The organism is Ensifer sp. SSB1 (genome assembly GCF_016652895.1).
Taxonomy (GTDB): domain Bacteria; phylum Pseudomonadota; class Alphaproteobacteria; order Rhizobiales; family Rhizobiaceae; genus Ensifer.
In genome coordinates this window covers 1-14,434 of sequence record NZ_JAEPRP010000059.1, presented here as the reverse complement: position 1 = coordinate 14,434, position 14,434 = coordinate 1, and the positions used below count along the sequence as shown (strand labels likewise).

The window sequence follows — 14,434 nt, the reverse complement described above, 5'->3', positions numbered from 1 at the left end:
CTTGAGGGTTCATAGCATCTCCGGTCGCCTCGACAAACGGCATTGTCGAGGCGGGCGTCGGGGCCTAGCGCGGAGAGCCAGTCGGCAGCACAAGTTGCATGAATGTCAGATCGAGCCAGCGACCGAACTTCGTTCCAACCTCGCGCATGCGGCCGGTGTCGACGAAGCCCAGCTGGGCATGAAGGCGGATCGAGGCAGTGTTCTCCGACTCGATACCCGCGACCATCACATGCTTGCCCAGCTGTTCGGCCTCGGCGATCAACGCGACCATGAGTTTCCGGCCAATGCCGCCACCGCGGCAATCCTTGTGGACATAGACGGAATGCTCGACCGTGTGGCGATAGCCATCAAAGGCGCGCCAATCGCCAAAGGACGCATAACCGACGACATCACCCTCCGCGGAGACTGCCACCAGTACCGGATAGCCCGCGTCCGCACGGGCCTTCAGCCAGGCCGTTCGATTGGCGACATCGACCAGGGTCTCGTTCCAGATTGCCGTCGTGTTGGCCACGGCGTCGTTGTAGATCTCGCAGATGACTGGCAGATCGTCTTGGATGGCCGCCCTGATCAGCATGCTTGCTCCTCACATTCATTCACTATATGACTACAACATGGATACTAAAGTAGACAGTCTAGATCAACGGCTCAGTGAACGAATTCGTCTCGAAAGGGAGGCGCGTGGCTGGTCGCTGAGCGAACTCTCAGAGCGCTCAGGCGTCTCGCGCGCGATGATTCACAAGGTTGAGCGGGGCGACAGTAGCCCGACGGCGACACTGCTTGCAAAGCTCGCCGGCGCGTTCGGGCTGACCATGTCCAGCCTGATCGCGCGCGCGGAGATGAGCCAGGGCAGGCTGTCGCGACGCCAGGATCAGGCGGTGTGGCGAGATCCGCAGACCGGATATCTCCGGCGCCACGTCTCGCCGATGTCGGACCTGCCGCTTGAACTCGTGGAGATCGAGCTTCCGGCAGGCGCCGACGTACCAATCCCGGCATCTGCCTACGCACTTCATCGTCGCTGGATATGGGTGAAGCAGGGCAGCCTGACCTTCGTCGAAGGCCTTGAGACTCATGCGCTCGGCGAGGGGGATTGCCTGGAGCTTGGCCCGCCGCAGGATTGCGTTTTCCGCAATGCCAGCGGCGAGACCTGTATCTATGCCGTCGTCCTGTTGCGGACAGGCTGAACCTAGTCGAGTTCGGCGATGGCGATCCGAGCCATCGTCAGGTCGCTTTCGACGCCAAAATCATCACCGTCCTCCAGGAACCAGGCGGCGGAAAGCCCAGCATAGGCAAGCACCCAATTGAGGATGCGGCGCGGGTGAAGGCCCGTCTCCTCGGCAACGATGGGCAGATGCCGCTGCAGCCGGCCCGGCGCTGTGACGAGAGGCAGTTCCGGATTGCAGAAGAGGTTCGCATAGTCGTAGCCGCGATCGCCGAGCACACGCTTCGGATCGATCGCCAGCCAGCCACGGTCGCCGAAATCGAGGATGTTGGCGTGGTGGACGTCGCCGTGCAGCACCACCGGCGGCTCGGGATCGGCAAACAGGCTTTTCGCCGCCTCGAACGCGCGCGAAAAAATGCCACCTTGAGCGGGTGCCGTCGCCTCGAGTGAAGCGAACCATTTGTCGAGTGGGACGAGATCGGCCGGAACCGGTGTCGGGCGCGGCGCATGAAGCTCGGCCACAGTGCGGCAGATGATGCGCGTCGCGTCTTCATCACTTCCCGTCATCGCCATATGGAACAGGTTGCGCTGGCTGTCCGCGCGCTCCATGAGAACGGCATCGCCGTCGGATTCATAGACTTTTGCGGCGCCTTTCCCGTTCCAGTAAAGCAGTGGCAGGCGGCCATATTTCTCTTCCGGATCCTGCGCGACCTTGAGCATCGCCGACTGGTTGCGATAGCGGACGGGATGAAGATGGCTGGAGGGCGTGACGATGATTTCGCCGTCCGGCTGCAATGACCATTTTTCAAAATATGCAGAAAACATAAGGCGTTAGTTCCCAAAGGACAAATGCCCCGCCGAGGTGGAGGGGCATTGGCCATGTGGGAGCGTCAGGCAACCTGTTCAAGGGCCGGATAATCGGTATACCCCTTGGCGCCGCCACCATAGAAGGTCGCCTGGTCCGGCGTATTGAGCGGCGCGTCGAGCTTCAACCGCTCGACAAGATCCGGATTGGCAATGTACGACTTGCCGAAAGCGACGAGGTCTGCTTCGCCGTCCTTGATCGTCTTCACCGCCAGCGCCCTGTCATAACCGTTGTTGGTCATCCAGGCCGCCTTGCCACCGGCTGCAACATAGGTGGAACGCAGCGCGTCATAATCGAATGGCCGGTCACCCTGCTGGTGATCACGCGGGCCGCCCGTCGCGCCTTCGATGATGTGGATATAGGCGAGGGGATAGCGCGCAAGGTTCTTGACCACGTAACCAAACACCGGCTGCGGCTCCGGATCGAAGGCGTCGTTGGCAGGCGTCACGGGCGAAAGACGGATGCCGACGCGGCCTGCGCCGACTTCCTGCGTCACCGCATCCATGACCTCGAACAGGAACCGGGCACGGTTCTCGATCGAACCGCCATAGGCATCCGTACGAAGGTTCGAGCCGGAACGAAGGAACTGGTCGATGAGATAACCGTTGGCCGCATGGATCTCGATGCCATCGAAACCGGCGTCGATCGCAGCCCGCGCAGCCTTGCGGTAGTCCTCGACGATCGATCCGATCTCGCCGATTTGCAGCGCGTGCGGCTCGGAGGTTTCAGCAAAGGAGCCGGTGCCATCCGCATTGATCAGATAGGTCTTGGACTTGGCGCGGATTGCAGAGGGCGCAACCGGCTTCTGACCGTCAGGCTGCAGCGAATTGTGCGAGATCCGGCCGACATGCCACATCTGGACGACGATCCGGCCACCCCTGGCGTGCACCGCATCCGTCACCTTGCGCCAACCTTCGAGCGCCTCCGGCGTATAGAGACCGGGCACGTCGGCGTAGCCCTGGCCCTGCTGGGTGATCGCCGTGCCCTCAGATATCAGCAGGCCGGCTGTCGCGCGCTGTTCGTAATAGGTGACGTTCAGAGTGTTCGGAACGGCCCCGGGAGAACGGTTGCGGGTCAAGGGCGCCATGACGATGCGGTTCTTCAGCGCGATGTCACCGATGGTGATGGGGTCGAAAAGCGAGGCCATGGGAGGTCCTTTCATGGAGGTCTGCTTGGGAGGAGTGGTTCGGCTCAGAGGTCGCCGATGCTCTTGAGGAAGGCGGCGATCGTCTCTTCGTCGCGGCGGTAGAAGATCCATTGGCCAACCTTGCGGGTTGTCACGAGGCCGGCGCGCTGAAGCACGGCGAGATGCGAGGAAACGGTCGACTGCGACAGGCCGCAGCGTTCGAACTGGCCGGCGCATACGCCGAGATCGAGCGGATGCTCCTGTGTCGGGAAATGACGCTGGGGCTCTTTCAGCCAGGCGAGGATGTTCACCCGCACTGGGTGGGCAAGCGCCTTCAATATCTCGTCTCTGTCCATCGTATATCGCTATATCGTGTTTTACCGATACATGTATCGCTCAAACACGATATTCAAATCACAAGACCGTGAGCACCAGGAAGGCAAAAAAAGAGGGCCTCAAGAAAACTTGGGCCCTTGTAGTTGTGAAGGTAATGAGAACCTCCAGAGGGGAACAGCTAATGCGGTGGCGGGGAGGAGAAGCCACCAAGAATGCATCAGCTGCATTTTAATATGGGAAGCGAAGCATCGGCTTTCAATAGCCAGCTGTGATTTTCGTCACGGTTCGCCTGTATCTAACAGTAGACAAAAAAAGAGGGCCACAAGATGACTTGGGCCCTTATAAGTTGTGAAGGTAATTAAACCTCCAGAGGGGAACAGCTGCTGCGGTGGCACTGGGAGGAGAAGCCACCAAAGATGCATCAGCTGAGTTTGGTATGCTGCTTTTTTGGGCGTGCAGCAATCATTTAATATGCATGACAGCCATGCCATGTGCGCATCCCTGCCCATTTCTGCATCGCGCAGCAAAAATGCGCCGCACAACGATGGGGGCGCATTCTAAATATCACATCGAAAACAGATGGTTATAAACCCATCCCAGAAATGCTCACAAAAAGAGCATTTGCCAACTTGGCATCAGAAGTTCCAGTTCCGGGCCTTGGCGACGATGTAGTCACGGAAGACCTTGAGCTTCGCGGCGTTCTTCATCTCGTCGGGATAGCAGAAATAGGTATCGAAGGACGGGATGTCGGCGCTGATCGGCAGCTGGATGAGGCCAGGATCACGACCGACGATATAGTCAGGCAGCATGGCGACGCCGATGCCCAGCAGGCAGGCGCGCTTGATCGAGGTCTGGCTGTTGATCTGCAGGTGCGAGACGCGCGGATTGTCGGAATCGCGGCCGGCGATTTCGAGCCAGTTGACGTCGAGCAGATAGTTCGGCGCCGGCTCGCCAAAGGTGATGATGCGATGGTTGTCGAGATCTTCGACCGACTGCGGCTCGCCGTATTTGTTGATGTAGGAGGGTGCTGCATAGACGTGCATGTGCACCGTGAACAGCTTGCGCTGGATCAGGTCCGACTGTTGCGGCTGGCGCAGGCGGATGGCGCAGTCCGCGTGGCGCATGTTCACGTCGAGTTCTTCGTTGTCGAGGATGAGCTGAACCTGCACATCCGGGTGCAGCGACATAAACTCCTGGATCTTGTCGGTGAGCCAGCCCTGGCCAAGGCCAACGGTGGTGGTGATGCGCAGTTTGCCGCTCGGCTTGTCGGTGGTTTCGCTCAGCTGGACCTTGACGCTTTCGAGCTTCATCAGCACTTCGTGCGCGGTGCGATAGAGGATCTCGCCCTGTTCGGTGAGAATCAGGCCACGTGCATGGCGGTGGAACAGCTTGATGCCGACGTCCTGCTCTAGCGAGCTCACCTGCCGGCTGATTGCCGATTGCGAAAGATGGAGCTTGTCTGCCGCATGCGTGAACGACCCTGCCTCGGCCGCCGCGTGAAAAATGCGCAGTTTGTCCCAGTCCAGCGACATGAAGTCCCCCATAAGAAACCACTCCGGAAGACGGGGTCCTGTCTTCCGGGCGTGGCTGATGCATCTGTTCCCACACGGGCGAGGTGCCTTGGCGGCACCACTCCGATTCGCAGCTTCTATTCGGCTGCAATTGCGACGGGCATATGACCCGCCAGGTATTTCTCGGCCTCAAGCGCTGCCATGCAGCCCATGCCGGCCGCCGTCACCGCCTGACGATAGATGTCGTCCGTCACGTCGCCTGCGGCAAAAACGCCGGGCACGTCGGTCGCCGTCGAATCGGCCGCGGTCCACAGATAACCGTTGGACTTTTGCCGAAGCTTGCCTTTGAAAAGTTCTACCGCCGGGGCATGACCGATCGCAACGAAGACACCGTCGGTGACCATGTCCTGGGTTTCGCCGGTCTTGGTGTTGCGCAGCTTCACGCCGTTGACGGAAGCCGGCATCGGCGGCTTGGCCGGAGCGCCCAGATACTCGACGACCTCATGGTCCCAGATCACCTTGACGTTCGGCTTGGCGAACAGGCGTTCCTGCAGGATCTTTTCGGCGCGGAAGGAATCGCGCCGGTGCACGACGGTGACCGTCTTGGCAAGGTTCGACAGATACAGCGCTTCCTCGACGGCCGAGTTGCCGCCGCCGACGACGATAACGTCCTTGTTGCGGTAGAAGAAGCCGTCGCAGGTGGCGCAGGCCGAGACTCCGAAGCCCATGAAGGTCGGCTCGGTCTCGATGCCGAGCCACTTTGCCTTGGCGCCGGTGGCGATGATCAAGGCATCGGCCGTCCAGTCGTTACCGCTGTCGGTCTTGATGCGGAACGGGCGCACGGACAGATCGACGTCGGTCACGAGATCGTTGACGATCTCGGCGCCGACATGGGTCGCCTGCTTCAGCATCTGCTCCATCATCCAGGGACCCTGGACCGGATCGGCATAGCCCGGATAGTTCTCCACGTCCGTGGTGATCATCAATTGGCCGCCCTGTTCCATGCCGGCGATCAGAACCGGCTCAAGCATGGCGCGCGCCGTATAGATGGCGGCCGTATAACCGGCCGGGCCGGAGCCGATGATCAGCACTTTCACGTGACGGGCAGTCATAGTCTTGTCCTTCGTTCACGGGGAGAGGGAAGGCTCTCGTCCGATTCCATTGCGTCAATGGGAAATAGTTCCATAGTTTAGGGATTCCCTGCCATGACTTTCAAGGGCGTCAGCCCTGATACACACAAGTGCTTGAGCGCCAAATCTAGTTTTGCCACCAGATGACGCGTTTGTGCACCAGGTTCGGCCGACGATCATACTGCCCAAGTCTCGTGCCTGGGCGTTCTGGGGGCGGCGAATGCTCCGTGCAATGGCGCGACGCACGTCACTTCGGGCAGTGTGCGCCGCTATTTGTATCCCGATCGGTGTCGGCAACGCCATTTTCCCGCGAATAGTCGGCGGGACTGCTTGTTGTCCAGCGGGTTTGACGATATTTCACGCGGATTCACTTTGCTGGAGAAGCATATGGGGTTGAATGCCGGCCGTGCTTGGTTCCATCGCGAACGCGCTGCGCTCGGCCACGCACCGACTCGAGACGACCTCACCCTTGGGGAGCGCGCCTTGCCGACAATCTCGATCGAGATGGTCGCGGCTGCGCCGGGATAGGGAACGTAGCGGTCAACGTCGCCGACCATCAAGGCCTGCCCAACCATCAGCAGATACAAGATTTCGACTTTGCCCTCACGCACAAAGTCACCACGCAAAAAGGACGAACGTTCATGACGAAACAAGTCGAGCTCGACGCAATCGATCTCAAGATCCTTCGCGAGCTCCAGCGTGATGGCCGGATGACCAATGTCGATCTCGCCCAAAGGGTGGGCATCTCCGCGCCGCCCTGCCTCAGGCGCGTGCGCAAGCTCGAAGAAACCGGCGTGATCAAGGGCTACCATGCCCTCCTGAACGCACCGACGCTCGGTTTCGATCTGGTCGCCTTCTGCATGGTGGGCCTGAAGCGCCAGTCGGAAGCCGACCTCAAGGCGTTCTCGGCAGCCACCGCAGAATGGCAGATCGTCCGTCAGGCCTGGACCGTTTCCGGCGAAAGCGACTTTCTTTTGCATTGTGTCGCCGAGAACCTGACAACTTTCCAGGATTTCGTCATCGAAGTGCTGACGGCCAACGAACGGGTCGACACGGTGCGCACGATGCTGACCATTCGCCAGGTCAAGGATATCGGCCTCGTTCAGATCTAGGGCCCGCCCATGAGCAAGCTTCCGCTTTCCGCCTTCATCATCTGCCAGAACGAAGAAGCCTACCTCGGCAATTGCATCGAGAGCCTCGAACAATGCGCGGAAATCGTCATTGTCGACTCTGGTTCGACCGACGGTACGCCGGCGCTCGTGCAATCCTACATCGACAAGGGATGGCCGATCCGTTTCCTGCATGAGCCGTGGCGCGGTTATGCCGGCCAAAAGCAGTTCGCGCTCGATCAATGCACGCAGCCCTGGTGCCTCAACATCGATTCCGACGAGCGTCTAGACGAACCGCTGAAGGCGCTGCTGCCATCGCTGCTCGACGCCCCGGTGGAGACCGTCGGCTGGCGTGTCGCCCGCAGGCCCTATCTGATCGGCTACGGCTACACGCCCGAGCGCGTGCATGAACGGCGGAACCTCAGGCTGATCCGCCAGGGCAGGGGGCGTTACGACCTCAATCAGAAGGTCCATGAGGGAATCGTTCCGGACGGCGCCGTCGCTGCCGCACGCAAGGGAAGCCTGTTGCACTACCGGCCGCTGATCATCGACGAGCAGATCCTCAAGGAAAACAAGTATTCAACGCTCAAGGCAGACCAGCAGTTTGCGGCCGGCAAGTCCGCGCGCCCTTACAAGATGCTGTTCAGCCCGCCGCTCTATTTCTACCGGCTCTACTTCCGCAACGGCCTTTGGCGCTGCGGTTTTCCGGGTTTCATCGAAGCGATGACGGGGGCAGTCTATTCCTTCCTCACCGCCGCCAAGATCTATCAGAGGCACGCGCTGAAGCGCCGTCCGAACCATGACGACATGGATCGGCGCCAGACCAGCCCGTGAGGTTCCCATGAAAGTCATGCATTTCCACTTCGGCAAGGATGGCGGCGCGGAGCGCTTCTTCGTTCATCTGGTGAATGCGCTTGGCGAGCGCGGCGTCGAGCAGACCTCCGTCATCCGGCCGGGGCGCATCTGGCGGAAGGACATCGAGGGCGCGACGCGCATCATCGAAAGCAATTTTCGTAACCTGTCGCTTGACCGGATCCTGCTGCCGATGAAAGTCAGCAGCATGGCGCGCCGCGAGAAGCCGGACGCGCTGTTCGCCTGGATGCCGCGCGCCAGCCGTCTCATGCCGAACTACAAGGGCTGCATCAAGATCTCCCGCCTCGGCGACTATCCGCTGCGCCTCGACTATTTCCGCAACACCGATTGCCTCGTCTGCAACACGCCGGGGATCGCCGAGCATGTGCGCAAGATCGGCTGGAAGCGCGATGTCGAAGTCATCTCCAACTTCACCGGTACTGAGCGCGTCGCGCCGGTCAACCGCGCGACGCTCCACACACCCGAGAACGCGCCGGTCATCATGTCGATGGGTCGCTTCGTCCCGCGCAAAGGCTTCCATACGTTGATCCAGGCGATCGCCAAGGTGCCGGACGCCTATCTCTGGCTGGTCGGCGACGGCGAAGAACGCGCAAACCTGGAGAAGCTGGCGTCCGATCTCGGCGTATCGAAGCGCGTGCGCTTTGCCGGCTGGCAGAAGGATACGCGGCCATTTCTCGCCGCCTCGGACATTTTCGTCATGGCATCGAGCCATGAGCCGCTCGGCAACGTGATCCTCGAGGCCTGGGCCCAGGGCACGCCTGTCGTGTCCAGCCGCTCGGAAGGGCCGCAATGGTTCATGCGTGACGGCGAAAACGGGCTGATGGTCGATATCGGCGATGCTGACGGCTTCGCCCAGGCAATCGACCGTATTGCCAGCGACACGTCGCTCGGCGAACGCCTTGCCGAACGCGGCCACGAGACCCTGATGAACCAGTTCTCGAAGCAGGCGATCACCGACGCCTATCTGAAGCTCTTCGCCTCCAAGCGCTGAGACAATCTCGATCGCGCGGCTGCCATCACAGATGGCAGCCGGTCAGAAGCGCATCAGACGCTCGTAGACGGCGTTGATCGCCCGGGCCTCGCCCTCGATCGCGAAGGAAGCAGACGTCAGTCCCAGGCCGTTGGCGCCTGCCATCGTGCGGCGGCGATCGTCGTCCATGAAGCCGGCGGCCGCTTCAACCATCGCCTGCAGGTCGTTAGCTGCAATGACGGTGCCCGTTTCCTGCTCGCCAACGACGACCAGCTCCGAAAACGCACCGACATCGGTCGCGACAACAGGCACAGCGGTCGCCATCGCTTCCAGGGGCGTCAGGCCAAACCCCTCCCAGCGCTGCGGCGCGATGAAAAGATCGAGCGCGCGGTACCAGTCGGGAATGTTGGTGTGTTCTCCGACGAAACGGATGCGGTCCGTCAGGCCCGCCTTTGCGACCCGTTCCTTCAGTTCGTTCTCGAACGCCACGTGCGGGCCGGTCGCACGCCCGGCGACGATCGCGCTCCAGCCTGGCCGGCAGGGCAAAAGCGCAATCATGCTGTCGACGAAGAGATCGGTACCCTTCTGCTTACGAACGCGACCGAAGCAGCCGACATATTTCTGCGCGGGGTCGAGCCCGAGCGCCGACTTGGCGGCGACCGCATCCGCCGGAGGCTGGAAGCGCTTGGTGTCAATGCCATGTAGGATGACCGTGTTCGGCACCTTGAGATAGGCGGCCGTCTTGCCGCTCGTGGCGATCACCGCATCCATCCTGGAGATCAGGAACTTGCTCCAGCCGGTATGGCGGCGCTGCGACGCGGAGGTAAAGACGATCTTCAGCTTCATGCCCAGGAGATCGCGCAGAACAATCGCCGGCAGCATCTCGACATTGCGACGCGCGTGCCAGACCCGACAGGGCCGGCCATCCGGGGCGCTCCACAAACGCAGAAGATCGCGGAAGCGGATCGAGGGCAGAGTGTCCGGCAGCCCAAGACCAAGCACGGCGACCTTCTCACCCAGCGCGCGCTGGATTGGAATCAACTGGATGATGGTGGACGTCACGCCCGAGAGACGGCGCTTGAAATTGGGAGCGATGACCTCGACGTTCCGGATATCGGCCACGAAAGCGCACTCCTTGCGCGAGCAATGATCGTCTTTTGGAAAGAGAGAAACGGGGCGAAGGGAGGCTTCGCCCCTGCTGGGGCTGATCAGCCCCAGTTGACCGCGAGAATTTCGTAGGCCTTGGAACCGCCGGGGGCGTTCACTTCGATGGAATCGCCGACTTCCTTGCCGATCAGGGCGCGGGCGATCGGGGACGAGATCGAGATGCGGCCGGCCTTCACGTCGGCTTCCTGGTCGCCGACGATCTGATAGGTCTTTTCTTCTTCGGTGTCTTCGTCGACGAGCTTGACCTTGGCACCGAACTTGATCTTGGAGCCGGACATCTTCGTGAGATCAATGACTTCCGCGCGGGCGATCAAGTCTTCGAGCTCGGTGATGCGGCCCTCATTGTGGCTCTGCGCTTCCTTGGCAGCGTGGTACTCGGCATTTTCCGACAGGTCGCCATGTGCACGGGCTTCGGCAATAGCCTCGATGATTCGCGGTCGTTCTTCCTGCTGGCGCCAGCGCAGCTCCTCCTGCAGGTTGACGAATCCGCCCTGTGTCATCGGCACTTTTTCGACCATTTCAATGTCCTTCATCAAGCACGAGGCGCCGCCCTTGGGGCGGCGCCAACGCAAAAGAAAACGGTCTCCGGCGCGCGAGCACCGGAACCGTCCGAAACTTCGAACCTTCGTTATAGCAGAAACGGAAGCGCGAAAGCCAGATATTTCGCCACCATCCACCGAAGGCAACAAACGGTCCGCAACTTGTAGACGAACGAAACCGGTGGCAAGTTTTTTCAGAAACCGCTTTACCTCAACAGCGCTTCAGGTCGTATCAGAGTTGCTCCCGCAAAATATCAATGAGGAAGCATGACCCATGGATTTCGCCAAGGACGACAACATCAGGGCAGACCTGGACGCACCGCCGCAGGAGGATGGCCGCTGGAGCGAACTGCTTAGGCCGAACTATCTGGCGGCGACCGTCACGCTCTGCCTCGGGGTCGCGCTCTTTGCCTTCAATGAGTTTTTCATTGCGACCGCACTGCCGACGGCCGTCTCCGAGATCGGCGGGGCCACGCTGCTTTCCTGGGCGGTCACGCTCTATCTCGTCTTCGCCATTCTCGGCGGCGCGATTGCCGCGAATCTCAAGACAAGATTCGGCGCACGCGGCACGCTGATTACCGCCGCCATCGTCTTTGTCGCCGGGACCATGATCGCGACGACCGCGGGCAGCATGCCGCAGGTGCTTGCCGGCCGAATCTTTCAGGGTTTCGGCGAAGGAATCATAGCCGCGGTTTGTTACGCATTGATTCCCGAGCTCTTCCCGCCGCGACTGGTACCGAAGATCTTTGGAGCCGAAGCCATCGTCTGGGCAACGGCTGCCTTCGGCGGTCCCCTCGTTTCCGGATTTCTCACAGAGCATTGGTCCTGGCGAGCGGCCTTCGGCGTCAACATTCCGGCAGCCGCAATCTTCGTCGTGTTTGTCCTCGCGATCGTGCCGGCACAGAAGGTTGCGGCCAGCACATCCCGTCCGATCCCGCTGCTGCGGCTGATCATCGTCGGCACCGGCATTTTGCTGATCTCGGTGTCGACCACGGCCGCAAGTGTTCCCTTGATGATCGCCGCGCTGGCAACGGCTCTGACAATCCTCTGGGCGGTGGTCCAGGCTGACCGGCGTGCGGAGCACTCGATCCTGCCTGCCGGCGCCTTCGCGTTGACAAAACCGCTCGGCACCGGCCTTTGGGTCGTGTTGCTGATGCCGCTGGCGCAGGCGTCCGGCTCGATCTACCTCATCTACGGACTGCAGCACGTGTGGGACTTCAGCCCGACGGCTGCCGGTTTCTCCGGTGCGCTGATGGCGATCTCATGGAGCTTTACCGCAATCCTCGTTGCGAGCCTTCGCTCATACGACCTGCGTGTGAAACTGATCCCGTTGGGGCCGGCGCTTCTGAGCCTCGGACTTGCCGGCCTGACGGTCGCGATGGCCATCGACGAATTCCGGCTGGTCTTCCCGAGCCAGATCGCGGTCGGCGCCGGCTTCGGCATCTCCTGGGGTACGCTCAGCCAGTTGATGATGGATGTGTCGCCACACAAGGAGCGCGACAAGACGTCGGCGTTCCTGCCGACGCTGCAATCGGCCGGCTACGCCATTGGCGCCGCAATCTGCGGACTGACGGCAAATCTCCGCGGCTTCGACGAGAAGGCAAGTGTTGCGACGATGCATGGCGCGTTGTTCACCGTCTTCGTCGTCGCGTCCGTGATCTCAACGGCATCGCTCTATTTCGGCCTCAGAACCGTGCGGCTTGCCGCCAAACGATCGCGGCCCGGCCAAGGCGGAGCGACGCTCGGCGCGTTCGCCGGAGACTAGAGCGCGGTACGGTCAATGGCGCACTAGGCAGCCGCGTGGAGTGGCGCACCGACCTGTCGGCGCCCAAGCAGCGCGCGCTGCTCGCCACCGCGGCCAATCGACGGAACGATCGTCGCGAGCAGTCTGCGATTGCTGGAGAAAACCTCGACCTTCAGGGATCCATAGTCCGCATCGCGGCCGATCTTGTCGGCGATGCGCTGGCCGTAATAGAGGGCCGAACCCTCATCGAAATGGATGATGCCGTCCTCGTCGACGAAGTGCTCGTCACCCCAATGCAAATCGAAGAAATAGAGTTGCACGATCTTGCCCCGTAGCGCGCCCACCGGAGGCCCCTCCGATCCCTAAGCGCAGACATATTGGAGCATGGTGCGGACGAACGCAGCCTGAACCGCCCATTCATGCTGCATTCAGCCGGACGGAGTGGACGAAAGCGCCGGTCACAAGCGTCCGCTGCAAATGGAAGCGGCGCGTGAGATCAAAACGCGCCGCGCGTCGGATCAGGCCGTGAAGTAGCTCTGCAGCGGACGCACTTCGAGGCTGCCGGCCTTCAATGCCTTGATCGCGTGCGCTGCCGCTTCGGCGCCGGCCATCGTCGTGTAGTAGGGCACCTTCTGCATCAGTGTCGCGCGACGCAGCGACTTCGAGTCCGAGATCGCCTTGTTGCTGTCGGTGGTGTTGAACACGAGCTGGACCTGGCGGTTGCGGATAGCATCCTCGACGTGCGGCCGGCCTTCCTGGACCTTGTTGACCTTGGAGGCGGCAATGCCGTGTTCACCAAGGAAGCGGGCCGTGCCACCGGTGGCCATGACCTTGAAGCCGATGTCGACGAGGATGCGGATCGCCGGAAGAACCCGGGTCTTGTCTTCGTCGCGCACCGAAACGAATACCGTTCCATCGCGCGGCAGGTCGACGCCGGCGCCGAGCTGCGACTTGGCGAAGGCGAGCGCATAGTCGGTATCGAGACCGATAACTTCGCCGGTCGATCGCATTTCCGGACCGAGCAGTGTATCGACACCCGGGAAGCGGGCGAAGGGGAATACGGCTTCCTTGACGGCGATGTGCTTCAGGTTGCGCGGATCGGGCTTTTCGCCGTAGGCCGCGATCGCGACATCAAGTGCTTCGCCGGCCATGACGCGGGCTGCGATCTTGGCGATCGGCGCGCCGATCGTCTTGGCAACGAAGGGCACGGTACGCGATGCGCGCGGGTTGACTTCGAGCACGTAGATCGTGCCGTCCTTGATGGCGAACTGCACGTTCATCAGGCCGCCGACATTGAGTGCCTTGGCAAGGGCTGCCGTCTGGCGCTCGAGTTCGTCGACCATGGCAGTATCGAGCGTGTGCACCGGCAGAGAGCAGGCGCTGTCGCCCGAATGGATGCCGGCCTCCTCGATGTGCTCCATGATGCCCGAGACGAACACATCCTTGCCGTCGCAGAGGCAATCGACATCCACTTCGGTGGCGTTCGTCAGGTAGCTGTCGAACAGCAGCGGGTTCTTGCCGAGCAGCGTGTTGATCTGGCCGGTCTTGTCGTTCGGGTAGCGCTGCTTGATGTCTTCAGGAACGAGGCCCGGTACCGTGTCGAGCAGATAGTTCTGCAGCATGCTTTCCGAATGGATGATCTGCATCGCGCGGCCGCCGAGAACGTAGGACGGGCGCACGACCAGCGGGAAGCCGATTTCGGCAGCGACAAGGCGGGCCTGTTCGACCGAATAGGCAATGCCGTTGTTCGGCTGGTTCAGGTCGAGCTTCATCAGCAGCTTCTGGAAGCGGTCGCGGTCTTCGGCGAGGTCGATCGCGTCCGGCGCCGTACCGAGGATCGGGATGCCGTTCTTTTCCAGCGCTTCGGCGAGCTTCAGCGGCGTCTGGCCACCGAACTGCACGATG

Annotated in this window: 15 protein-coding genes and 1 pseudogene; 6 read left to right on the top strand and 10 right to left on the bottom strand. The window is 61.3% G+C overall.

Features of this window, described 5'->3' with window-relative positions; translation table 11 throughout:
• Positions 1-64: 64 nt before the first annotated feature.
• A complete protein-coding gene (locus I8N66_RS16390; RefSeq protein ID WP_113539977.1) occupies positions 65-574 on the bottom strand; it encodes a GNAT family N-acetyltransferase in 510 nt (169 codons plus the stop codon).
• A 37-nt stretch (positions 575-611) separates the two neighbouring features.
• Between I8N66_RS16390 and I8N66_RS16385 the strand changes: the two genes are divergently transcribed.
• The gene (locus I8N66_RS16385; protein ID WP_113540131.1) at positions 612-1,181 is read left to right on the top strand and encodes an XRE family transcriptional regulator; all 570 of its coding nucleotides are present in this window, start codon (positions 612-614) and stop codon (positions 1,179-1,181) included.
• Positions 1,182-1,183: 2 nt separating this feature from the next.
• Here the strand turns inward: I8N66_RS16385 and I8N66_RS16380 are convergent, their stop codons facing one another.
• From I8N66_RS16380 to trxB, 5 genes are all read right to left on the bottom strand, one after another.
• Positions 1,184-1,984: an aminoglycoside phosphotransferase family protein gene (locus I8N66_RS16380; protein ID WP_113539976.1), complete on the bottom strand. Its 801-nt coding sequence runs from the start codon at positions 1,982-1,984 to the stop codon at positions 1,184-1,186.
• A 65-nt stretch (positions 1,985-2,049) separates the two neighbouring features.
• Positions 2,050-3,171, bottom strand: a complete 1,122-nt coding sequence (locus I8N66_RS16375) for an alkene reductase (protein WP_291155324.1) — start codon at positions 3,169-3,171, stop codon at positions 2,050-2,052.
• Positions 3,172-3,215: 44 nt separating this feature from the next.
• Positions 3,216-3,506: a metalloregulator ArsR/SmtB family transcription factor gene (locus tag I8N66_RS16370; RefSeq protein ID WP_291155277.1), complete on the bottom strand. Its 291-nt coding sequence runs from the start codon at positions 3,504-3,506 to the stop codon at positions 3,216-3,218.
• A 615-nt stretch (positions 3,507-4,121) separates the two neighbouring features.
• Complete coding sequence (locus tag I8N66_RS16365) at positions 4,122-5,018, bottom strand: LysR family transcriptional regulator VtlR (RefSeq protein ID WP_034791460.1); 897 nt, start codon at positions 5,016-5,018, stop codon at positions 4,122-4,124.
• A gap of 116 nt (positions 5,019-5,134) precedes the next feature.
• Positions 5,135-6,109 carry a thioredoxin-disulfide reductase gene (gene trxB / locus I8N66_RS16360; RefSeq protein WP_291155268.1) on the bottom strand — a complete coding sequence of 325 codons (975 nt, stop codon included), beginning with the start codon at positions 6,107-6,109 and terminating at the stop codon, positions 5,135-5,137.
• A 405-nt stretch (positions 6,110-6,514) separates the two neighbouring features.
• Here trxB and I8N66_RS16355 point away from each other — a divergent pair, with 405 nt between their 5' ends.
• From I8N66_RS16355 to I8N66_RS16340, 4 genes are all read left to right on the top strand, one after another.
• Positions 6,515-6,655, top strand: coding sequence for a hypothetical protein (locus I8N66_RS16355; RefSeq protein ID WP_223727394.1), 141 nt, complete (start codon positions 6,515-6,517; stop codon positions 6,653-6,655).
• Positions 6,656-6,768: 113 nt separating this feature from the next.
• On the top strand, positions 6,769-7,239 hold the full coding sequence (locus I8N66_RS16350) for an Lrp/AsnC family transcriptional regulator (protein WP_113539971.1): 471 nt from the start codon (positions 6,769-6,771) through the stop codon (positions 7,237-7,239).
• A 9-nt stretch (positions 7,240-7,248) separates the two neighbouring features.
• Entirely contained in the window at positions 7,249-8,070 is an 822-nt protein-coding gene (locus I8N66_RS16345; RefSeq protein ID WP_291155263.1) for a glycosyltransferase family 2 protein, read from the top strand.
• 7 nt (positions 8,071-8,077) lie between these two features.
• Entirely contained in the window at positions 8,078-9,100 is a 1,023-nt protein-coding gene (locus I8N66_RS16340; protein WP_291155260.1) for a glycosyltransferase, read from the top strand.
• 42 nt (positions 9,101-9,142) lie between these two features.
• Here I8N66_RS16340 and I8N66_RS16335 read toward each other — a convergent pair whose 3' ends face one another.
• Both I8N66_RS16335 and greA read right to left on the bottom strand, forming a co-directional pair.
• Positions 9,143-10,201: a glycosyltransferase family 4 protein gene (locus tag I8N66_RS16335; protein WP_291155257.1), complete on the bottom strand. Its 1,059-nt coding sequence runs from the start codon at positions 10,199-10,201 to the stop codon at positions 9,143-9,145.
• An 86-nt stretch (positions 10,202-10,287) separates the two neighbouring features.
• Positions 10,288-10,764, bottom strand: coding sequence for a transcription elongation factor GreA (gene greA, locus I8N66_RS16330; protein ID WP_104664035.1), 477 nt, complete (start codon positions 10,762-10,764; stop codon positions 10,288-10,290).
• Positions 10,765-11,059: 295 nt separating this feature from the next.
• Here greA and I8N66_RS16325 point away from each other — a divergent pair, with 295 nt between their 5' ends.
• Positions 11,060-12,550: an MFS transporter gene (locus I8N66_RS16325; RefSeq protein ID WP_291155250.1), complete on the top strand. Its 1,491-nt coding sequence runs from the start codon at positions 11,060-11,062 to the stop codon at positions 12,548-12,550.
• A 23-nt stretch (positions 12,551-12,573) separates the two neighbouring features.
• Here the strand turns inward: I8N66_RS16325 and I8N66_RS16320 are convergent, their stop codons facing one another.
• Both I8N66_RS16320 and I8N66_RS16315 read right to left on the bottom strand, forming a co-directional pair.
• A complete protein-coding gene (locus I8N66_RS16320; protein WP_291155321.1) occupies positions 12,574-12,849 on the bottom strand; it encodes a hypothetical protein in 276 nt (91 codons plus the stop codon).
• 198 nt (positions 12,850-13,047) lie between these two features.
• Positions 13,048-14,434, bottom strand: a pseudogene (locus I8N66_RS16315) (ATP-grasp domain-containing protein); the annotation flags it as partial.